Consider the following 20240-nt stretch of genomic DNA (forward strand, 5'->3'; position numbering starts at 1 on the left):
CCTGGCCGGATGACGGCCAATGCGCCAAAGCCTGACGCCCTGCGTCGGCTGACCAAGCGTTCCCAGTTTCAAAGGGCTGCCCGGGGCAATCGCGCCGGGCGCTCTGCGTTTGGGCTGCAGGTGGTGCCAGCGCCCCTGCCCGACCCGGGGATCGGCTTTACCGTCACCAAGAAGACGGGCAATTCTCCCGAACGCAACCGCATAAAACGACGTCTTCGCGCCGCTGTGACAGCTTGCGCGCGTGACTTTATGCCCGCCCACGACTATGTGCTGGTCGGACGGCGCGAAGCGCTGAGCGAACCCTTTGCCAAACTGGTTGCCGATCTGGAGGCCTTGATCGTGCGTGTGCACGCCCCCAGATCGTCTGACCAGCGACACTCTTCCGGCCGCGGCCCACGGAAACCGAACCCATGAACGACAATCGCAATGTGATCCTGGCCATCGTGCTGAGCATGCTCGTGCTGTTTGGCTGGCAGTTCTTCATTGCCGGGCCCCGCATGGAACAGGCCCAGCAGCAGGCTGAACTGGCGGCAGAGCAGGCCAAGACCGAGGCTGCGCTGGCCACCCCGGCGACCAGCACGGGCGATGCCGCCGTGGCTGCCGGCACACCGGGCGCCGTGGCCACCGACGGCTCGCCCGTCTATGCCGACCGCGCTACCGCCATTGCCGCCACCAGCCGCGTCACCATCGACACGCCGGACCTGGAAGGCTCGATCAACCTGACCGGCGCGCGGCTGGATGATCTCGAGCTCAAGCAGTATCGCGAGACGGTCGACCCGACCTCGCCGATCATCACGCTGCTGACGCCTGCCGGCGCGCCCAATGCCTATTTCGCCGAACAGGGCTGGGTGCCCGCCAGCGGCACCGCTGTGGTGGTGCCTGACAGCAAGAGCGTCTGGACCATCGAAGGCGACGCCACCGCGCTGACCGCGGCGACGCCGGTCACCCTGCGCTGGGACAATGGCCAGGGCCTGATCTTCCGCCGCACCTTCAGCGTGGACGATTATTACCTGTTTACCATCGACCAGTCGGTCGAGAATACCGGCACGGGCGATGTGGCGCTGTTCCCCTATGCCCGCGTGGCGCGCCATGGCACGCCCAAGGTCGCCAATTTCTTCATCCAGCACGAAGGCCCCCATGGCGTGCTGGGTTCGAACAACATGGTGTCCAAGAAGTATACGGACCTGCAGAAGGACCAGCAGGCCCGCTTTGACAACACCACCGGCTGGCTGGGCTTTTCGGACAAATACTGGGCCACCGCCGTGCTGCCCAAGCCCAATACCACGATCAATGCGCTGTTCTCCTGGAAGAACACCGGCAGCTATGACGACTACCAGACCAGCTTTGTCGAGACCACGCCGGTGGTCATCGCCGCTGGTAGCACGGTGACGCATCAGAGCTATCTGTTTGCCGGCGCCAAGGAAGAAGCCGTCATCAATGGCTACCAGCAGAAATATGGTTTTGACCGCATCGACCTGCTGATCGACTGGGGCTGGTTTAGCTTCCTGACCAAGCCGATGTACTACCTGCTGACGTTCCTCAATGGCCTGATCGGCAATTTTGGTCTGGCTGTGCTGGCCGTGACGGTGATCGTCAAGGCGCTGTTCTTCCCGCTGGCCAGCCGCTCCTATGCGTCCATGGCCGCCATGCGCCGCGTGCAGCCGGAGATGAAGGCGATCCAGGAGCGTCTCAAGGACGACCGGGCGGCCCAGCAGCAGGCCATGATGGAGCTGTACAAGAAGGAAAAGATCAATCCGCTCAGCGGTTGCTGGCCGGTGCTGATCCAGATCCCGGTGTTCTTTGCGCTCTATACAGTTATCTTTATCAGCCTGGACATGCGCCATGCGCCGTTCTTTGGCTGGATCCAAGATCTGGCGGCGCCCGATCCGACCAATATCTTCACCCTGTTCGGCCTGATCCCCTGGGATCCGACCGCGCTGCCCTTGATCGGCGGCTTCCTGCATCTGGGCGTGTGGCCCGTCATCATGGGCATCACCATGTGGGTGCAGATGAAGCTCAACCCGCCGCCGCCGGATCCGACCCAGGCGATGATCTTCAACTGGATGCCGGTGATCTTCACCTTCATGCTGGGCACCTTCCCGGCGGGTCTGGTGATCTACTGGGCCTGGAACAACACCCTGTCGGTCACCCAGCAGTATTTCATCATGAAGCGCCACGGCGCCGAAGTGGACCTGCTCGGCAATATCTTGAGCGCTTTCGGTCGCAAGCCCAAGGCGAGCGAACCGACCAAGCCCTGATCGCACGATCCGATCAGTCCAATTTCCTGCCCGCCGGCCCTGCCCGGCGGGCTCATTGTTTGAAGGCGAGCCCAAGATGAGCACAATCGACTATGCCCCCGAGATGATCGAGCGCGGTCGGCTGCTGTTTGCGCGGCCGTTCCTGTTCACCAAGGGCTGCGTCAGCATCGCCGACCTGCCGCCGATGGATCGCGTCGAGATCGCCTTTGCCGGGCGATCCAATGTTGGCAAGTCGAGCCTGATCAATGCCCTGTGCGGCACATCGGGCCTGGCGCGCACCTCCAACACCCCCGGCCGCACACAGGAGCTCAATATCTTTGAGAGCCAGAGCGAGAGCCTGCGCGTGGTCGATATGCCTGGCTATGGCTATGCAAGGGCGCCTGAAGACAAGGTGCGGGCCTGGACCAAGCTGATCCACCGCTATCTGACCGGTCGCGCCACGCTGCGCCGGGTCTATGTGCTGGTTGATGGCCGCCATGGCCCCAAGGACAATGACCTGACGGTGATGAACGAGCTCGACAAGGCCGCAGTGAGCTACCAGGTGGTGCTGACCAAGGCCGACAAGCCGAGCAAGGAAGAACTCGATGGCGTGATTGCCGCCACCCAGGCCGCCATTCTCAAGCGCCCGGCAGCGCATCCGCATGTGATCCAGACCTCGTCGGTCAAGGGCGAAGGCCTCAAGGAACTGCGCACCGAGATCGCCATGCTGCTCGAGAGCTGACCAAAAACCCTCAGGGACTGAACAGCAAAAAGCCAGGCTCGCGCCTGGCTTTTGTGTTTTCCAATGTGCCTGTGGTCAGGCAGCGCGGCGGGCGCGGCTGGTCTCGGTGAGGGTAAAGCCAGCCACGATGCGGTCGAGTTCGCTGGCCTGGGATTCGGTCTGCTCGATGGCGGCATTGGTCTCTTCCACCAAGGCCGCATTGTGCTGGGTGATCTCGTCCATCTGGCGCACGGCGACGCTGACTTCGGCAATGGCGGCGGCCTGGTTGCGGCTGGCAGCAGCGATTTCCCCGATCAGCTTGCCACTTTCGGTGACCGAGGCATTGAGCGCCCCGACACGATCGGCCACGCTCATCACAATATCGGTGCCGGACTGCACTTCACCGACCGAGAGCTCGATCAGCTTCTTGATTTCCAGCGACGCCTCGGCGGCCGACTGCGCCAGGCGGCGCACTTCGATGGCCACCACGGCAAAGCCCTTGCCGGCCTCGCCGGCGCGCGCTGCCTCGACCGAGGCATTGAGGGCCAACAGGTTGGTCTGGAAGGCGACATCATCGATCAGGCCGATGATGTTTGAGATCTTGGACGAGGCAGCCGAGATGCGCTCCATGGCCGAGGTGGCGCTTTCCATGGCCGTGCCGCTTTCGATGGCGATGCGGGCCGCAGCTGTGGCGGCATTGTTGGCTTCCTGGGCGCGGGAGGCATTCTGGCCCACCGTGGCGGCAAGCTGCTCGACGGTGGCCGAGGTCTGCTCGACCGTGGCGGCCTGGCGCGTGGTGCGCTCGCTCAGATCATTGGCACCGGCCAGGATTTCCCCGGTGGCGGTGCGAAGGGCGCGGGAGGTGCTGCGCAGCTCGTGCATCACATCGGAGAGCTTGTCGGCCACCGCATTGGTGTTGTCGCGCAGATCGGCGAAGGCGCCGCGGAAGCTGCCGGACATGCGCTGGGTGAGATCGGCATTGGCCAGCGCGGCCAGCACGCGGTCGGTTTCGCTGAGGCCGCTATCCATGGCTGCGATCAGCGCATTGACCTGACCGGCGAGGCTCGACAGGTCCGCCTGCTGGTAGCGCTCGTCGACGCGCCGGGCCAGATCACCATCCATGACGGCGTCCACGGTGGCGCTGAGGTCGGCGGCGAGGCGATCGGAGGCCTGCTGGCGCAGCAGGCTGTCAGCGCCGCGGGCCCGGTCGGCTTCCTCGAAGGCGGCCTTTTCGGACAGGGCCGTCCGGAAGCCGGCAAAGCTGTCGAACATGACGGTGAGTTCGTCGTGCACCTTCTGGGCCGGGACGGCGACGCTGGTATCGCCGGCGGCCAGGGCCTTGGAGATGCCCACCAGGGTCTTGAGACGGGAGGAAACCACCGTGATGAAGAACAGCAGGACCACGCTGCAGCCGGCAAATGCGCCGACGCCGGCGATGATCAGGCTGATCATGGCGAAGGTGCGGGCGTCACTCAGGGCAACCAGGCCCTGCTCCATGGCGTCGTGCAGCGCTTCTTCGACCTCGTCAGCAGTCTGCATGAGCGTGTCAAAGCTGCCATCGAAGGCCTCGTCGGCCGACGAGCCCGCCCCAGCGTCCTTGCCGAGCAAGGCATAGCGCTCTTCGGCAGCGGCGTGAAATGCGTCCAGGGCCGACTGCACCTCGGCCAGCGATGCCAGGATCTGGGGATCGTCTGTGGGGATGAAGGTGCCTTCATCATTGCTGCCGCCCTTGGCGATGGCGTCGGTGTAGAACTGAGCCGCGTCGAGATAGCCCCAGAAGGCGGCGATGTCCTCGCCGGCGTCGCCTGCCATGATCTCCTCGAAATAGAGGTGACCGGTGGTGGCGTTGAGCTTGATCTCCATGGCCGCATCGGCCAGGGGCGCCAGCTTGGCGCCGATGCTGTCCCCCCGTGCCGCCAGATCATAGGAGGCGTAGAGCGCTACTGCACCAAAGACGCCAACGATGGCGCCAAAGCCCAGGAAGACCGCAAGTAGCTTCTGGATGACGGTCCAGCGATTGATGTTGAGCATGCCGCAGCCCTCAGAGAGACGTTCGAAGAATCGTCGCTCATTCGGGTTAATTCATCGTTTCGGCAGGGGCCTCAACCGGGACTAAATGCCGTTGCGAGCGAGAAAGCGGGCGATAGATGCGGCGACCAGACCGCTATCGGAGGGGGTGCTCACCGAGGCCACGGCCCGGTCGACCACCGCGTCGGGCGCCTTGCCCCGCCGCATCTCGGCCAGGGCCAGTGTGTAGTCATCCTCGAATTCGGGGTGAGGCTGAAAGCTCAGCGCCGCGCCATTGCGATAGACGAGGCCCGCATTGGGGGTGAAGTCGGAGGCCAGGATCACCTCGGCCTCGGCAGGCGGGGTAATCACCTGGTCCTGGTGCGAACAGGCCACGGCCAGCGTCGCTGGCGCACCGCGCAGCAGATCGGACTGGCCGGTGACGCGATAGCTGTGCCGGCCCAGGCCCCAACCCTTTTCGGATTTGCGCACATCCCCGCCCAGGGCATCGGCCATGATCTGGTGGCCAAAGCACACGCCCAGCATGGGCGTGCGGCGGCCATAGGCGTCGCGGATGAAGCTGCGCAGCGGGTTCATCCAGACCAGATCGTCATAGACGCCGGCGGCCGAGCCGGTGATGACAATGCCCTCGACACCGCTCAGGTCCGGGAAGGGCTCGCCATCGGCGACATTGACCGTCTCATAGCTGAAGCCCTGTCCGGTGCGATCGAACATGGCTTCGAACATCTTGCGATAGGGACCGAACTTGTCACGCAGTGGCAGCGGGACGTCGCCGGTCTGGACAATGGTCAGTTTCATTTCGGGCAAGGGCTCCTGATTGCGTCGGGGTTTAACCCCGCCATCAGGTGCAAGGCAATGGCCGCATCACCCGCGTGCCATCGCGGCGGGCATGCGGCCAGTGCATGTGCCGGGTGCTGGTGACCGATGAGGGGCCATGGCCGCCGGGACGATTGTATGCAGATCAGGCGGGCAGGAACTTCAATGCCACGCCGTTGATGCAATAGCGCAGGCCGGTGGGCTGCGGACCATCGTCGAACACATGGCCCTGGTGCCCGCCGCAATTGGAGCAATGCACCTCGGTGCGGGTCATGAACAGGCTGTTGTCCTCGGTGGTGCCGATGGCACCATCGATGAAGGTATAAAAGCTCGGCCAGCCGGTGCCGCTGTCGAATTTGGTCTCGCTGGCAAACAGGGGCTGATCGCAGCCGGCGCAGGCGAAGATACCCTTGCCATGTTCGTCATTGAGCGGGGAGGTGAAGGGGCGCTCGGTGGCCTCGTGCCGCAGCACGTCATAGGCCGCGGGGCTCAGCTTGGCCTTCCACTGCTCATCGGTGAGCTTGAAGGGGAAATTGCCTTCCGCGGCGGTGGCCGCGCCGGTGCTGCGCAAGCCAAACAGCGCAGCGATTCCGGCCAGGGCCGTGCCGCCGACGAGCAGGTTACGACGATCGATGATCATATCCGTTCTCCTCAAAGCATTTGCCCCGCACCGGCCACAGCTGGAGGGACTGCTGGCGCGGCGCGGGGCTGGTCGACGGGCATCGTAGATCCTCGGGCAAGGCGATGCCACGTCACGTTATGGTGAGAGGCGACCGGGCGCCGCCCCTCTCAATGCGCCATTCGGCATGGCGCATGGATTGGTTACATGGCCGACTTGGGGGTCAGCACGGCGTCGATCACGTGGATCACGCCATTGGACTGGATCACGTCAGCAATGGTCACGTTGGCGACAGTGCCATTCTCGTCGGTCACGGTGACCTTGCCGTCAGCCGCCTTGAGGGTCAGCTTGCAGCCACCAACGGTGTCAACGACATGCTCGCCGCCGTCGGCTTCAACCATGCCGACGATGTCGGTGGACAGGGCCTTGGCCGGGATCACGTGGCAGGCCAGAATGGTGGACAGCGTGTCCTTGTTTTCCGGCTTCAGCAGGGTTTCCACGGTGCCGGCCGGCAGGGCATCGAAAGCGGCGTTGACGGGGGCCAGCACGGTGAAGGGGCCGGCGCCCGACAGGGTCTCAACCAGGCCAGCAGCCTGAACGGCGGCAACCAGGGTGGTGTGGTCGGCAGAGTTCACGGCGTTTTCGACAATGTTCTTGTCGGCATACATGGCAGCGCCGCCAACCATCGGATTGTCCTGGGCCATAGCGCCGGCAACAGAGGCAACCGAAAGCATAGCAGCAAGCGAGAGAGCACGGATCGAGAGGGTCATTGACGTAGTCCTTCCTGTGTTTGGTTCCCATTGTTCTGCTGGGACATTGGGAGAAACGCACCCCACCCCGGATTAGTTTCAGGCGCGCACAAAAAAGTCGGAGATTTTTTTGACGCCGCCTATTTTGCGCATCGGGCACCTACACTGCCGAACATCCAAAAAAACTGACCGCCACCCTTCCGGATGGCGGTCACAATTTTGCCACACGATGTTACACTTTGGCGCTACCCGCGATAGACTAGATGCGGGTTACAGCGCCCTTGGCAACAATGGGCCCATGCGGCGTGCCGTCGGGGGAGCCGCCGGACTGCTCAAGCGTAATGGCCAGCACCGAGCCTTCACCCAGACCCGCCAGAACATCGGGGGTCACCGCCACCGAACTGCGCTCGGCCACCGGGATCACGCCCATGGAAACAGGGTTGTTGCCGCCCTGGATGGCCCAGAGCTCGAAATCCTTGTCGGGCACGGCCTCGCCCGAGAGCGCAGTCAGGCGAACATTGCCGGCGCCATCATAGAGCGCGACGAATTTGACATTGCTGCCCTCTTCCTCGAGTGCGGCCACCAGCTGAGTGGTGAGGCTCGACACATTGGGGGCGGGCTGCATCAGGTTGAAACCAACGGCAGCCACAGCAACCGCAAGGGCGCCGGCAGCCACGCCGCGCCACAGATTGAGGTTGTCCCAGAAGCGGGCCAACCCGCTTGGCGCCGGGGCCGTGCCAAAGGCGCGGGCTTCGATGGCGCCCAGCAGATGGCGCGGCGGGGCGACCTCGTCGAATTGGTCGTCGAGCGCAGAAAAGCGGGAGAGCCAGAGATCGCGTTCCGCGCGCAAACCAGCGTCAGCCTCGATCAGGCGGGCGACGCGCTCGTGCTGACCGGCCGGCAGCAGGCCGAGGACAAACTCGGCCACCAGGGCGCTGCGGCCCTCGACGTCTCTGTCGCTGTCTTCACCGGTGCTCATGCGCTCAGGCATTCTTTCAGTTTGATCAGACTCCGGCGCAGCCAGGTCCGCATCGTGTTCAAGGGCACGGCGTAGCGGCTGGCCAGTTCCTCATAGCTATAGCCATCGAGGTAGGCGCCGCGCACCGCGTCGGCACGATCGGGTTCGAGCGTGCCGAGGCATTTTTCGATCTGGCCGCGCTGCTGATTGTCCTGGGTAGCCCGCTCGGGAGAGGGGCCGCTGTCAGCAATATCAATGGCCTGGTCGATATCGTCGGAAGGCGGGCGACGCGCGCGCAGCACATCCAGTGAGTGATTGCGGGCCACAGCGACCAGCCAGCTGATGGGGCTGGTGGTGCCGGCCACGTAACGATCGGCACGCTGCCAGATCTTCACATAGACTTCCTGCACGGCTTCTTCCGCTTCCGAGCGGTCCTTCAAGATACGCAGGGTCACGCCGAAAAGTTTCGCGCTGGTGCGTTCATAAAGGGTCCGGAACGCGGCGCGATCCCGCAGGGCACATCGGGATATCAGGTCGGCAATATCCTGCGAGGGTGTCTGTGTCATGGCCATAGCTGTAGCGCACCTCCTGCCGACTGCCTATCCCGCCCTTGCCCGGTGTCTGGAATAGTCAGAGGTTGAACGCATCGTCAGCAGCGGTGGATCAGTGAGAAACAGGGGTAACCGGCTTTTCCTTTGCTCCCCGATGCTTTATGCCCGTTGCGGGTTTTTAGTGCCGTTCGACCAACCGATTGGGTCCGCCGATGTCCGAAGAAAGCAGTTTGACCGACCGGTTCAGCCATGATGCCGGCATCCTCGCCCAGGCCCTGCCCTATATGCAGCGCTATGAAGGCAAGACGGTCGTGGTGAAATACGGCGGCCATGCCATGGGCGACGCCAAGCTGGGCCAAGCCTTTGCCCGCGATATCGCCCTGCTCAAGCAGTCCAAGGTCAATCCGATCGTGGTGCATGGCGGCGGTCCGCAGATCGCGCTGATGCTCAAGAACCTGGGCATCGAGTCCAAGTTCGAGGGCGGGTTGCGCGTTACCGACAAGCGGACCATGGAAGTGGTCGAGATGGTCCTGGCCGGCTCGATCAACAAGGAAATCGTCGCGCTGATCAATGCCGAGGGCGAATGGGCGATTGGCCTGTGCGGCAAGGACGGCAACATGGTCTTTGCCAAGAAGGCCGAAAAGACCGTCAAGGACCCCTCGTCCAATATCGAGCGCGCGCTCGATCTGGGCTATGTGGGTGAGCCGGTGGAGGTCGACCGCACCCTGCTCGACCTGCTGGCCCGTTCTGAAATGATCCCGGTCATCGCGCCGGTGGCGCCGGGCCGCGACGGCAATACCTACAATATCAACGCCGATACTTTCGCTGGCGCCATTGCTGGCTCGCTGGGCGCCAAGCGCCTGCTGTTCCTCACCGACGTGCCGGGCGTGCTGGACAAGAATGGCAAGCTGATCCCCGAGCTCAGCGTGCGCGAAGCCAAGGCACTGATCGCCGATGGCACCATTTCGGGCGGCATGATCCCCAAGGTCGAGACGTGCCTGGAAGCCCTCGACAGTGGTGTTGAGGGCGTGGTGATCCTCAATGGCAAGCAGCCGCATGTGGTGCTGGTGGAGCTGTTCACCGAATTCGGCGCTGGCACGCTGATCGTGCGCTAAGCCCACCGTCCCCGACCGATAAAAGGCCGCCCATCGGGCGGCCTTTTTCTTTGCGCCTCGGGTCTGCCGTTGCGCCAAACAAAAAGGGCCGCCATGGCTGGCGGCCCCTTCGCGTGCCTTTGGCAGGCATCAGTGCTCGAGCACGACCGCCGGGGCCGCCGCGGCGGCCGGGCGCTGGCCATGGCCGGGGTTGCGGCGGAACAGCGGGGCCAGCAGGAACACCACCGCAAAGCTGGCAATGACATACCAAAGCGCCGTGCTGGCTGCGCCAGCGAAAGCGGCATGCGGGGTCGAGCCGGTGGCCATGGCTGTGCCAAGGTGACCGAAGAACAGCTCGCCGATGATGGCCACGCCCAGGGCGCCGCCCACCTGCTGGAAGGCCTGTAGCGAGCCCGAGCCGGCGCCGGCATCGCGCGGCGGCACATTGGACAGCACCAGCTGGAACAGCGAGGAGAAGCCCAGCCCCAGTCCCACGCCAGCGATGAGCAGCGGCGGGAGGAAGGCCCAGTGGTCGATGCTGTCGGTGACGCCGGAGACATAAAGGTTCAGCCAGCCGATGCCGATCACCAGCAGCGCGCCGGATGTGGCCAGGCGCGCCCGCAGGTAATGGGCGCCAAAGCGGCCGGCGATGGCCGAGGCCACCAGCACGCCCACCGAGAAAGGCGTATTGGTGAGGCCCGATTCCAGCGGGGTGAAGGCAAAGCCACCCTGGAGCAGCAGCGAGATCACCATGAACATGCCGGGGATGCCCGAGGCAAACACGGTGGTGACGAAGGCACCGAACATGAACTGGCGATTGGTGATGAGGTCGAAGTTGAGCAGCTGCGACTGGCCGTTGGCCGCACGATGGCGCGTCCAGTACACGAATGCGGTCAGCAGCACCAGGCCAGCCGCGATCATGGCAAAGGCCCAGACCGGCCAGCCATAGGCGCGGCCTTCGATGATGGGGAACACCACCGCCAGAATGCCAGCGCCGAACAACAGAATACCGACATAGTCATTGCGCAGCGTGGCATGGCCGGGCAGGCGCGGGATCAGGTACCAGCCCGCCACCACAGCGGCGATGCCGATGGGGATATTGACCAGGAAGATCGGCTGCCACTGCATGCCGAACAGATTGGCCGAGACAAGGATGCCGCCCAGGATTGGGCCGCACACCGAGGCCAGGCCCGCCGACAGGCCGAACAGCGAGAAGGCCTGACCGCGCTCATGGGGCGGGAAGGTTACCGTGGCGATGGCGAGCACCTGCGGCGTCATCATGGCGCCGGCCAGGCCCTGGATCACGCGGGCAAAGATGAGGAATTCGATATTGGGCGAGAGACCGCAAAGCGCCGACGCCACGGTGAAGCCGGCGACGCCCCACAGGAACAGGCGGGTGCGGCCCAGGATGTCACCGAGCCGGCCAAAGGGCAGCAGGCCCAGGGCGAAGGCCAGGATATAGGCGGCGACAACCCACTCGATCTGGTTGTCCGTGGCATTGAGCCCGGTGCGCATCGAGGGCAGCGCCACATTGACGATGGTGACGTCGATCAGGTTCATGAAATTGGCGATGAGCAGCACAAAGAGCGCTGGCCAGCGGCGTGGATCGGGCGCGTCCGGCGCGCCATGAGGGGCGTGTGAAGCAGACATTCAGTTCTGGTCCTTGGATGGAATGGTTTGGGCAATGAAAGCGTGTTCGAGCTCTTGGGTGAGATTGTCGAAGGACGCGCGGAACGAGGTCCACTGGCGCCAGTAGTCGGTCAGGGCACCGGTGGTGATCAGGGCGGCGGAGGCCGGGTCGAGATTGGCGCGGAAGCTGCCTTCGGCAACGCCCTGGCGGAAGATCTCGACAAACTGGGCGCGCCAAAAGTCATAGAGCGGCGTCATGATGGCGCCGATAGCGGGGTCGCGGCGGGCCTTTTCGATCAGCGCGGTCAGCACGATGATCAGTTCGGGCGTTTCGTGCACGGTCTCGCGGAAATCGGCGAATTCGAGCCGAAGCAGTTCCAGCGCCGTCTTGCCGTCGCGCGAATTGCGCAGGGCCTGTGCCTGAAAATCATGGCGCAGGCTGTCGGCCACCAGGGTGATCAGAGCCTCCTTGGAGGGCACATGATAATGCAGCGTGGCGATATTGATCCCCACCCGCGCAGCAATGTCGCGGGTGCGCAGGCCCTCAAGGCCCCGTTCGACAATGATGGCCCGGGCCGCCGCGGCGATATTGAGCCGGCGACAGTCGCCGCTCTCGCGCTTTCCGGACGGGGGAATGGGGGTGTCGTGCTGCATGCGGACCTCTTGGCGCGGCGTAGATACACCCGCCTTGCTCATCAATCAATCATTTGATTGAGGTGTGGAGCAGATGGCATGGGACCTATGCGCTCCCTGCGGGATCGGCGACGACGCCCATCGGTCCGACGCCCGGATCACCACATTCTGGCGGCCTTGTGCGCCCCTGTCCTGACAGAAGCTGTCAGTGGCGCGCAGCGCGCGGCGCCGTTGACAAATCGGCGCCAAGGGCGTTGCTCCGCGGTCAACTGGAGTGCCTGACATGCAGGATTATGTTCGCCGCATCCTGACCTCATCGGTCTATGAAGTTGCCGAGGAAACCCCGCTCGACGCCATGCCCATGCTGTCGGCCCGGCTGGGTGTGGAGGTGCTGCTCAAGCGCGAGGACATGCAGCCGGTGTTCTCCTTCAAGATCCGCGGCGCGCATAACCGCATTGCCCAGCTCAGCGCCGAGGAGCGGTTGCGCGGCGTGATCTGCGCCTCGGCCGGCAATCATGCCCAGGGCGTGGCGCTGTCGGCCCATCGCCTGGGCATTCGCGCCATCGTGGTGATGCCCACCACAACGCCGGTCATCAAGATCAATGCCGTGCGCAAGCGCGGCGGCGAGGTCGTGCTGTTCGGCGACGGCTTTGACGCCGCCCGCGCCCATGCCGCCGCGCTGGCAGACAAGCATGGCTATGTGGTGGTGCATCCGTTCGACGATCCCGATGTCATCGCGGGCCAAGGCACCATCGGCATGGAGCTGCTGCGCCAGCATCCCGGGCCCATCGGCGCCATCTATGTGCCCGTCGGCGGCGGCGGCCTTGCGGCCGGCATTGCGGCCTTCGTCAAATTCCTGCGGCCCGACATCCGCGTGATCGGCGTCGAGCCGGAAGAAGCGGCCAGCATGAAGGCGGCCATTGCCGCGGGCCATCCGGTGGCGCTCGATCAGGTGGGGCTGTTTGCCGATGGCGTGGCGGTGCGCCAGGTGGGTGACGAGACCTTCCGCATCTGCTGCGAGCTGCTCGACGATATCGTCACCGTCACGGCCGACGAGATCTGTGCTGCCATCAAGGACATCTTTGACGATCACCGCGCCATCGCCGAACCGGCCGGGGCCCTGGCGCTGGCCGGGCTGCGCCGCCAGGTTGAGCTGGGCGCGGCCCCCCAAGGCGCGCTGATCGCCATCAATTCAGGCGCCAATGTCAATTTCGACCGGCTGCGCTATGTGGCCGAGCGGGCCGAGATCGGCGAACGCGCCGAGGCGCTGCTGGCCGTCGAAATCCCCGAGCGCCCGGGCAGCTATCGCGCCTTCATTCGCCTGCTCGGTCAGCGCTCGATCACCGAGTTCAACTATCGCTTTGCGCCGGGGGAAACCGCCAAGATCTTCGTGGGCGTCAAGCTGGCGCGCGGCGACGCCGAAAAGCACGAGATCATCGCCCTGCTCGAAGGCAATGGTCTCAAGGTCATCGACCTCACCGACAATGAGGTGGCCAAGCTGCATGTCCGCTACATGGTGGGCGGACGCGTCGCCAATCTGGGTGACGAAGTCGTCTATCGCTTCCAGTTTCCCGAGCGGCCGGGCGCACTGCTCAAATTCCTCGAAGGGCTCAAGGACGAGTGGAACATCTCGCTGTTCCACTATCGCAACCATGGTGCCGATTACGGCCGCGTGCTGGTCGGTGTGCAGGTGCCGGCGTCCACGCAGACGGACTTCATTGCGCACATCGACGCCATCGGCTTTCCCTATTGGGAGGAGACCGACAATCCGGCCTATCGCCAGTTCCTCTGAAACGCTGCAAAACCTGGGATGCGGACCGCACAAACGGTCGTTAAGATGAAATAAACGCTCACTAGAACCGACAGGCCGCAATATGGCCAATTTCCGTTGCATTTCAGTGCTCAAGGGGCACACCTGCGCATCCAGGCACCGCACGCCCCGGATGCACCACTCAGACCGACACAAGAACTGACAACAACAAAGCCGGAGATGACGATGAGGATCACCAAGACAACCAGCCTGATGCTGCTGAGCGGCGTGGCGACGGCCATGCTGATTGGCCAGGCCAGCGCGCTTGAAGCGCAGGCCTTCGTTGACCGCGTGGCCGCGGTCTACAAGACCATTGGCTATGACTTCAAGTTCGGCCCTGCCACGCTGGACGGCGACACCGTCACCGTTCAGGGCATCACCATTGGCCTGGTTGCCGCCACGCCCGACATGAAGCCGATGACCTTTGACACCGAGATCACCTTCTCGGGCGTCGCCGAATACGACGACGGTAGCTACACCGCTGACTCGGTGACCATCCCCGACATCGACACCGACTTTGCCACCGACCCGGTGGGCCATATCACGCTGGCCGATGCCCGCATTGATGGCCTCTATATCCCGGGCGGCGAGACCGTGCCGGCCGCTGCTGTTCTGCAGATGGTGCAGTCGATCAGCACCGGCGCCCTGTCGGTGACGCGCGACGGGCAGGAAGTGATTTCCATCGAATCGATGGAAGCGGCCACCGAGTTCACGCCCGAGCAGGGCAGTGCCGAGCTGACCGATCTGTCCTCGACCCTGGCTGTCAACGGCATTTCGGTTGATCTGAGCACCGTCGGCGAGGAAGACGCGCAAGCCGGCGCCGTGATCGAGGCCCTGGGCCTCACCAGCATTTCGGGCAACATCACCCAGGATCTGACCTGGTCGATGGCCGATGGCCATATGGTGCTGCACTCCTTCCTGCTCGACTTTGCCGATGTCGGTTCGCTCGACATCGCTGCCGACCTCACCGGTCTGACCCCGGCCGTGCTCGACCAGATGTATGCCATGCAGGCGGCCACGCCCACCGAAGGCAAGACGGCCGAAGAACTGGCTCAGGCGCAGATGATGAGCTCGATGGCCCTGATGCAGGGTGTGTCGATTGTCAGCGCCAAGGTGCGCTATGATGATGCGTCGCTGGCCGGCAAGCTGCTGGACTTCTTCGCCCAGCAGTCCGGTACTGATCGCGCCACCTTCGTGGCTGGCCTCAAGGCAGCCCTGCCGGCCATGATCGCCGATACCGGTATCCCGGCCCTGACCGACCTGGTCTACCCGCCGGTGTCGACCTTCCTGGACGATCCGCAGAGCCTGGAAGTCCGCGTTGCCCCGCCGCAGCCGACCTCCATCCTGGTGCTGGCTGCCGCTGCGGCCAATCCGGCCGGCCTGATCGCCGCGCTGGGTCTGGCTGTCGAAGCCAATACCGCTGCCGCCGAGTAACACCTTCGGGAGCGGCGCAGCGCGCCGCTCCCACCCCGCCTGAATTGGGTGAATATTCACCAAATCTGCGCTAGAGTGGGGCCATGAACGCTCTCTCGCCCAGCCGCCCCAGCCTCAGCCATGTCACCGACTGGGTGTTTGACCTCGACAACACGCTTTATCCGCGCAGCTGCAATTTGTTCGCGCAGATCGATGTGCGCATCACCCATTATGTGATGGGCCTGACGCAGTTGGCCTTCGAGGAGGCGCGCGACCTGCAGAAGACCTATTACCGCGACTTCGGCACCACGCTGAACGGGCTGATGCACCAGCACAAGGTCGATCCCGACCATTTCCTGGAAACGGTGCACGCCATCGACTATTCGCCGGTCGCCCCACATCCTGATCTCGTGCAGGTCATCCGCGAGTTGCCGGGCCGCAAGTTCATCCTCACCAATGGCGATACCGGCCATGCCCGCGCCGTGCTGGCCAAGCTGGGCGGCGCGGACCTGTTCGAGCATGTGCATGATATTCGCGCCATGACCTTCGTGCCCAAGCCGCACAAGGCGGCCTATGACGGATTCTTTGCCCGCCACGACATCGATCCGGCCAAGGCGGTGATGTTCGACGATCTGGAAAAGAACCTGGTCGTGCCCCACGAGGTCGGCATGGCCACCGTGCAGGTGGTGGCCGGTCCGGACTTTGCCCATGAGCAGGTGGAAGCCTGGGAATTGGGCCGCGCCTCTGGCCCGCATGTGCATCACGTCACCGACGATCTCGCCCGCTTCCTGCGCGAGCGCCCCTAGGCGTCGCGCCACACGGTCTGTTCGGACCGTCGATGCCCTGTCGGCCTGACTTTACAGCGCCACAAAGCAATCGTATGAACCATAATATTCATCGGTGAATGCCGATGCTTATCTGGCGGCCTGGCGCCGCAAAAACAACAGGAACAGTGTCATGGAATATCGTCGCTTGGGCAAAACCGGCCTCAAGGTCAGCGAGTTGTCGCTTGGCAGCTGGGTGACCTTTTCTAAGCAGGTGGACCAGAAGGAGGCTCTCGCGCTGATGAGTCTCGCCTATGACGAAGGCGTCAATTTCTTCGACAATGCGGAGGGCTATGAGGCCGGTGAATCGGAAGCCCTGATGGGCGCCGCGCTCAAGCAGCTCGGCTGGAGCCGCGACAGTTTTTCGGTCTCCTCCAAGGTGTTCTGGGGTGGAAGCAAGCCGACGCAGAAGGGCCTGAGCCGCAAGCATGTCACCGAGGCCTGCCATGCCGCGCTCAAGCGCCTGCAGGTGGACTATCTCGACCTCTATTTCTGCCACCGCCCCGACATCGATACGCCCATCGAGGAAACCGTGTGGGCCATGCACAATCTGATCACCCAGGGCAAGATCCTCTATTGGGGTACCTCGGAGTGGAATGCGCAGCAGCTGACCGAAGCCTGGGCCGTGGCCAAGGATCTCAAGATCAGCCCGCCAGTGATGGAGCAGCCGCAGTACAATCTGTTCGTGCGCGAAAAGGTCGAGCATGACTATCTGCCGCTCTATGAGCTGATGGGCCTGGGCACCACCATCTGGTCGCCGCTCGCCTCGGGCGCCCTGACCGGCAAATATAACGACGGCATTCCCGACGATAGCCGCTTCAACCTGCCCGGCTATGAGTGGCTCAAGAAGGAATGGACCAGCGAAGCCGGCAAGGCCAAGCTGGAAACCATCAAGCAGCTCGCTGTGCTGGCCAAGGAGGTCGGCCTGCCGATCCACCATCTGGCGCTGCTGTGGTGCCTGAGCAATCCGCATGTCTCGACGGTGATCCTGGGGGCGTCCAAGAAGGCGCAACTGGCCGACAATCTCTCGGCGCTCAAGTCCAAGGACAAGCTCACGCCCGATGTCATCGAGAAAATCGAAGCCATAATGGGCAACAAGCCCAAGCCCTTCGACCGCTACTGACACTCGCGCCTGTCCCTCCCCCCCTCTTGGGGAGGGACACTCCAAGGGCACTGATGGGGCCCGCATCGGGCTGCGCTTGCCGGCCGAACCGCCCAAGCGCCCGGTTTATGTGTTGGCAATCTTACACCGAATTTAGTTCCGCGCCGGGCGCCGCAGCGCTACAATTGGGGCATGACCGACCTGCCCGGGCGTCGTCCGCCCCTTGCCGAAAAACCTCCCAGTTTCCGCCAGCGCCTCGACAATCTGCGCCATCTTGGCCGCCTGATTGCGCAGATCTGGCGGACGAGTGCGCCGCTGACCGCGGCCAGCATCGGGCTGCGCCTGCTCGCCTCGCTGCAGCCGATTGCCATGCTCTATGTCGGCAAGCTGATCGTGGACGAGGTGGTGCGGCTCACCGGGCTCAGCGCCCCCGGCCCCGATTTTGCCGCCTGGTGGGCCAGCGGGGCGCTCGGTCCCATCGTGCTGCTGCTCGCAACAGAGCTGGCGCTGGTGCTGGGCTCGGATCTGCTCAACCGCATCACGGGCCTGGTCGATTCCGTGCTGGCGGAACTGCATTCCAATACTGTCAGCGTGGAGTTGATGGCCCATGCGGCGCGCCTCGATCTGGTGCATTTCGAATCAGCTGAATATCAGGACCGGCTCGAGCGGGCCCGGCGCCAGGCGGCGGGGCGCAATGCCCTATTGAGCCAGATGTTCGGCCAGGCGCAGGACATGATCACTGTGGCGACGCTGGCGGCGGGCCTGTTCATCTACGCCCCCTGGTTGATCCTGCTGCTGCCGCTCAGCTTTGTGCCTGCCGTGTGGGGCGAGGCGCGCTTCAATACGCTGGCCTATATGGTCAGCCGCTGGCGCACGCCGGAGCGGCGCGAACTCGAATATATCCGCCAGGTCGGTGCCAGCGCCGAGACGGCCAAGGAGATCAAGCTCTTCGGCCTGGGCAATTTCCTCATCGCCCGTTTCAAGACCTTGGCCGAGCGCATCTTCCAGGACAATCGCCGCATTGCCCTGCAGCGCTCGTTCTGGGGCGCGCTGTTCTCGGCCATTTCGACGCTGACCTATTATGGCGCCTATGGCTTTATCGTCTGGCGTACCATCACCGGCGATTTCACCATTGGCGATCTGGCCTTTCTCTCGGGCTCGTTCCTGCGGCTCAATGGATTGTTCCAGAAGCTGCTGCTCGGCTTTACCCAGATCGCCGGGCAGTCGATGTATCTCGATGATCTGTTCTCGTTCTTCGAGATCACCCCCAACATCACCTCGCCGGCCCAGCCGCGCCCTTTCCCCGAGCCGATCGGCAGGGGCATCGTGTTCGAAGATGTCGGCTTCCGCTATCCAGATACTGACACCTGGGCGCTGCGGCATCTCAGCTTCACCCTCACCGCCGGCGAAACCCTGGCGCTGGTGGGCGAAAATGGCGCGGGCAAGACCACCATCGTCAAGCTGCTGACCCGACTTTATGACCCCGACGAGGGGCGCATCACCATCGATGGCACTGACCTCAGGGCCTTCGCCATCGCCGATATCCACGCCCATATCGGCGTGATCTTTCAGGATTTCATCCGCTATAGCCTGTCGGCCCGCGAGAATATCGGCGTCGGTCGCGTCGAGGAACAGCATGACATGGCGCGCATTGGCGACGCAGCCGAGCGGAGCCTGGCCGATGCGGTGATCGCCAAGCTGCCCAAGGGCTATGACCAGCCGCTAGGCCGGCTCTTCAACAAGGGGCGCGATCTCAGCGGCGGCGAATGGCAGAAGGTGGCCATCGCCCGCGCCTATATGCGCGATGCGGGGCTGATCATCCTGGATGAACCCACCGCAGCGCTCGATGCCAAGGCCGAGGCGGAAGTGTTCTCGCGCTTCAAGAGCCTGGCCTCCGGCAAGACCGCGGTCATCATCTCACACCGCTTCTCGACCGTGCGCATGGCCGACCGGATTCTGGTGCTCGAGCATGGTGGCATTCTCGAATCCGGCTCGCACGAAGAGCTTTTGGCCCAGCGCGGCCGCTATGCTGAACTGTTCGAGCTGCAAGCCGCGGGCTATCGCTAGCGCGGGCGCACCAGCGTCCGCCCCGCCACCTGCCCCGCCAGAATCTCGGCCGCCGCTGCCGACACATCCTCGAGCCCGATCTCGCGCACCATGTTGCCATAGGCGGCGATATCGAAGGTTGTGGCCACACGGTCCCAGGCGGCGATGCGCGCTGCAAAAGGCTGCATGACGCTGTCGATGCCGATCAGGGTCACGCCGCGCAGGATGAAGGGCAGAACATTGGTTTCAAGCCCGATGCCGCCGGCATTGCCGAGCGCCGCGACCGCGCCACCATATTTCACCTGGCGCAAGAGCTTGCCCAACACTGGCCCGCCGACGCAGTCGACGACTCCGGCCCAGCGCGCCGATTCCAGCGGCTTGTCGGGCTGGGCGAGGAATTCGGCGCGGTCAAGAACGCTGGTGGCGCCCAGCATCTTGAGCGCCTCGGCCTGCTGCGGGCGGCCGGACAGCGCCACCACGCCATAGCCGAGCCGCGCCAGCATGGCGGTGGCGATCGAGCCGACGCCGCCGGCCGCGCCGGTGACCAGCACTTCGCCCGAAGCCGGCGTTACGCCATGGGCTTCAAGCGCATTGATGGCCAGCATGGCGGTGAGCCCGGCGGTGCCCACGATCATGGCGTCGCGCAGGCTCAGCCCCTCGGGCAGCGGCACCAGCCAATCGGCGTCGACACGGGCGCGCTCGGCAAAGCCGCCCCAATGGGCCTCGCCCACACGCCAGCCGGTCAGCACCACGGGCTGGCCAGCCGTATAGCGCGGGTCGGCGCTGTCGCGCACAGTGCCGGCAAAATCGATGCCGGCGACATGGGGATAGCTGCGCACCAGCCCGCCGGCGCCGGTGACGCAGAGCCCGTCCTTGTAGTTGAGCCCGGCCCAGGCGATGTCCACAGTAACACTGCCCACGGGCAGGCGATCATCGTCCAGCGTCTCGACCGCCGAGCTGACCTTGCCCTCGGCGTCGCGTTTGGTCACCAGCGCGCGAAATGTCATGAA

The 20240-nt window shown here is 64.1% G+C and carries 18 protein-coding genes; 9 read left to right on the forward strand and 9 right to left on the reverse strand.

What is annotated here, in order from left to right; translation table 11 throughout:
• Positions 1-9: 9 nt before the first annotated feature.
• The 3 genes from rnpA (at position 10) to yihA (ending at position 2979) form a co-directional block, all read left to right on the forward strand.
• A complete protein-coding gene (gene rnpA, locus E8M79_RS00805) occupies positions 10-414 on the forward strand; it encodes a ribonuclease P protein component (protein WP_137150029.1) in 405 nt (134 codons plus the stop codon).
• A complete protein-coding gene (gene yidC, locus E8M79_RS00810; protein ID WP_137150030.1) occupies positions 411-2258 on the forward strand; it encodes a membrane protein insertase YidC in 1848 nt (615 codons plus the stop codon). Before rnpA ends, yidC begins: the two co-directional genes overlap by 4 nt.
• A gap of 76 nt (positions 2259-2334) precedes the next feature.
• On the forward strand, positions 2335-2979 hold the full coding sequence (yihA, locus tag E8M79_RS00815) for a ribosome biogenesis GTP-binding protein YihA/YsxC (RefSeq protein WP_137150031.1): 645 nt from the start codon (positions 2335-2337) through the stop codon (positions 2977-2979).
• A 75-nt stretch (positions 2980-3054) separates the two neighbouring features.
• Here yihA and E8M79_RS00820 read toward each other — a convergent pair whose 3' ends face one another.
• From E8M79_RS00820 to E8M79_RS00845, 6 genes are all read right to left on the reverse strand, one after another.
• Complete coding sequence (locus E8M79_RS00820) at positions 3055-4989, reverse strand: methyl-accepting chemotaxis protein (protein WP_137150032.1); 1935 nt, start codon at positions 4987-4989, stop codon at positions 3055-3057.
• Positions 4990-5070: 81 nt separating this feature from the next.
• Positions 5071-5784, reverse strand: a complete 714-nt coding sequence (locus E8M79_RS00825; protein WP_171015653.1) for a gamma-glutamyl-gamma-aminobutyrate hydrolase family protein — start codon at positions 5782-5784, stop codon at positions 5071-5073.
• Positions 5785-5947: 163 nt separating this feature from the next.
• A complete protein-coding gene (gene msrB / locus E8M79_RS00830) occupies positions 5948-6439 on the reverse strand; it encodes a peptide-methionine (R)-S-oxide reductase MsrB (protein WP_205747872.1) in 492 nt (163 codons plus the stop codon).
• 185 nt (positions 6440-6624) lie between these two features.
• Entirely contained in the window at positions 6625-7155 is a 531-nt protein-coding gene (locus E8M79_RS00835) for a fasciclin domain-containing protein (protein WP_137150833.1), read from the reverse strand.
• A 274-nt stretch (positions 7156-7429) separates the two neighbouring features.
• Positions 7430-8149, reverse strand: coding sequence for an anti-sigma factor (locus E8M79_RS00840; RefSeq protein ID WP_171015656.1), 720 nt, complete (start codon positions 8147-8149; stop codon positions 7430-7432).
• Positions 8146-8694: a sigma-70 family RNA polymerase sigma factor gene (locus E8M79_RS00845; protein WP_137150035.1), complete on the reverse strand. Its 549-nt coding sequence runs from the start codon at positions 8692-8694 to the stop codon at positions 8146-8148. The genes E8M79_RS00840 and E8M79_RS00845 overlap by 4 nt, the downstream gene beginning before the upstream one ends.
• Positions 8695-8891: 197 nt before the next feature.
• Here E8M79_RS00845 and argB point away from each other — a divergent pair, with 197 nt between their 5' ends.
• Positions 8892-9794 (forward strand): acetylglutamate kinase, encoded by a 903-nt coding sequence (gene argB / locus E8M79_RS00850; RefSeq protein WP_137150036.1) that lies wholly within the window; start codon positions 8892-8894, stop codon positions 9792-9794.
• A 129-nt stretch (positions 9795-9923) separates the two neighbouring features.
• Here the strand turns inward: argB and E8M79_RS00855 are convergent, their stop codons facing one another.
• Positions 9924-11423 (reverse strand): DHA2 family efflux MFS transporter permease subunit, encoded by a 1500-nt coding sequence (locus tag E8M79_RS00855; protein ID WP_137150037.1) that lies wholly within the window; start codon positions 11421-11423, stop codon positions 9924-9926.
• Positions 11424-12056 carry a TetR/AcrR family transcriptional regulator gene (locus E8M79_RS00860; RefSeq protein WP_171015657.1) on the reverse strand — a complete coding sequence of 211 codons (633 nt, stop codon included), beginning with the start codon at positions 12054-12056 and terminating at the stop codon, positions 11424-11426. It abuts the gene before it with no gap.
• A 262-nt stretch (positions 12057-12318) separates the two neighbouring features.
• Here E8M79_RS00860 and ilvA point away from each other — a divergent pair, with 262 nt between their 5' ends.
• From ilvA to E8M79_RS00885, 5 genes are all read left to right on the forward strand, one after another.
• Positions 12319-13827, forward strand: coding sequence for a threonine ammonia-lyase, biosynthetic (gene ilvA, locus E8M79_RS00865; protein ID WP_137150039.1), 1509 nt, complete (start codon positions 12319-12321; stop codon positions 13825-13827).
• Between the two features lie 204 nt (positions 13828-14031).
• The gene (locus E8M79_RS00870) at positions 14032-15279 is read left to right on the forward strand and encodes a hypothetical protein (protein ID WP_137150040.1); all 1248 of its coding nucleotides are present in this window, start codon (positions 14032-14034) and stop codon (positions 15277-15279) included.
• 83 nt (positions 15280-15362) lie between these two features.
• A complete protein-coding gene (locus E8M79_RS00875) occupies positions 15363-16064 on the forward strand; it encodes a pyrimidine 5'-nucleotidase (protein WP_137150041.1) in 702 nt (233 codons plus the stop codon).
• A gap of 151 nt (positions 16065-16215) precedes the next feature.
• On the forward strand, positions 16216-17205 hold the full coding sequence (locus tag E8M79_RS00880) for an aldo/keto reductase (RefSeq protein WP_137150042.1): 990 nt from the start codon (positions 16216-16218) through the stop codon (positions 17203-17205).
• Between the two features lie 171 nt (positions 17206-17376).
• Entirely contained in the window at positions 17377-19251 is a 1875-nt protein-coding gene (locus tag E8M79_RS00885) for an ABC transporter ATP-binding protein (protein WP_137150043.1), read from the forward strand.
• On the opposite strand, the gene E8M79_RS00890 is transcribed toward E8M79_RS00885, so the two are convergent.
• Entirely contained in the window at positions 19248-20237 is a 990-nt protein-coding gene (locus E8M79_RS00890; protein ID WP_137150044.1) for an oxidoreductase, read from the reverse strand. The genes E8M79_RS00885 and E8M79_RS00890 overlap by 4 nt on opposite strands.
• Positions 20238-20240 lie beyond the last annotated feature (3 nt).

The organism is Devosia sp. FKR38 (assembly GCF_005222805.1).
In the GTDB taxonomy this organism is placed as follows: Bacteria; Pseudomonadota; Alphaproteobacteria; order Rhizobiales; family Devosiaceae; genus Devosia.

Excerpts from the sequence above, each read along its gene's own strand:
- E8M79_RS00860 (WP_171015657.1), bottom strand. The coding sequence starts at position 12,056 with ATGCAGCACGACACCCCCATTCCCCCGTCCGGAAAGCGCGAGAGCGGC.
- E8M79_RS00855 (WP_137150037.1), bottom strand. The coding sequence starts at position 11,423 with ATGTCTGCTTCACACGCCCCTCATGGCGCGCCGGACGCGCCCGATCCA.
- E8M79_RS00890 (WP_137150044.1), bottom strand. The coding sequence starts at position 20,237 with ATGACATTTCGCGCGCTGGTGACCAAACGCGACGCCGAGGGCAAGGTC.
- E8M79_RS00880 (WP_137150042.1), top strand. The coding sequence starts at position 16,216 with ATGGAATATCGTCGCTTGGGCAAAACCGGCCTCAAGGTCAGCGAGTTG.
- E8M79_RS00840 (WP_171015656.1), bottom strand. The coding sequence starts at position 8,149 with ATGAGCACCGGTGAAGACAGCGACAGAGACGTCGAGGGCCGCAGCGCC.
- ilvA (WP_137150039.1), top strand. The coding sequence starts at position 12,319 with ATGCAGGATTATGTTCGCCGCATCCTGACCTCATCGGTCTATGAAGTT.
- E8M79_RS00820 (WP_137150032.1), bottom strand. The coding sequence starts at position 4,989 with ATGCTCAACATCAATCGCTGGACCGTCATCCAGAAGCTACTTGCGGTC.
- yidC (WP_137150030.1), top strand. The coding sequence starts at position 411 with ATGAACGACAATCGCAATGTGATCCTGGCCATCGTGCTGAGCATGCTC.
- E8M79_RS00845 (WP_137150035.1), bottom strand. The coding sequence starts at position 8,694 with ATGACACAGACACCCTCGCAGGATATTGCCGACCTGATATCCCGATGT.
- E8M79_RS00835 (WP_137150833.1), bottom strand. The coding sequence starts at position 7,155 with ATGCTTTCGGTTGCCTCTGTTGCCGGCGCTATGGCCCAGGACAATCCG.
- yihA (WP_137150031.1), top strand. The coding sequence starts at position 2,335 with ATGAGCACAATCGACTATGCCCCCGAGATGATCGAGCGCGGTCGGCTG.
- E8M79_RS00875 (WP_137150041.1), top strand. The coding sequence starts at position 15,363 with ATGAACGCTCTCTCGCCCAGCCGCCCCAGCCTCAGCCATGTCACCGAC.
- argB (WP_137150036.1), top strand. The coding sequence starts at position 8,892 with ATGTCCGAAGAAAGCAGTTTGACCGACCGGTTCAGCCATGATGCCGGC.
- E8M79_RS00870 (WP_137150040.1), top strand. The coding sequence starts at position 14,032 with ATGAGGATCACCAAGACAACCAGCCTGATGCTGCTGAGCGGCGTGGCG.
- E8M79_RS00885 (WP_137150043.1), top strand. The coding sequence starts at position 17,377 with ATGACCGACCTGCCCGGGCGTCGTCCGCCCCTTGCCGAAAAACCTCCC.
- rnpA (WP_137150029.1), top strand. The coding sequence starts at position 10 with ATGACGGCCAATGCGCCAAAGCCTGACGCCCTGCGTCGGCTGACCAAG.
- E8M79_RS00825 (WP_171015653.1), bottom strand. The coding sequence starts at position 5,784 with ATGAAACTGACCATTGTCCAGACCGGCGACGTCCCGCTGCCACTGCGT.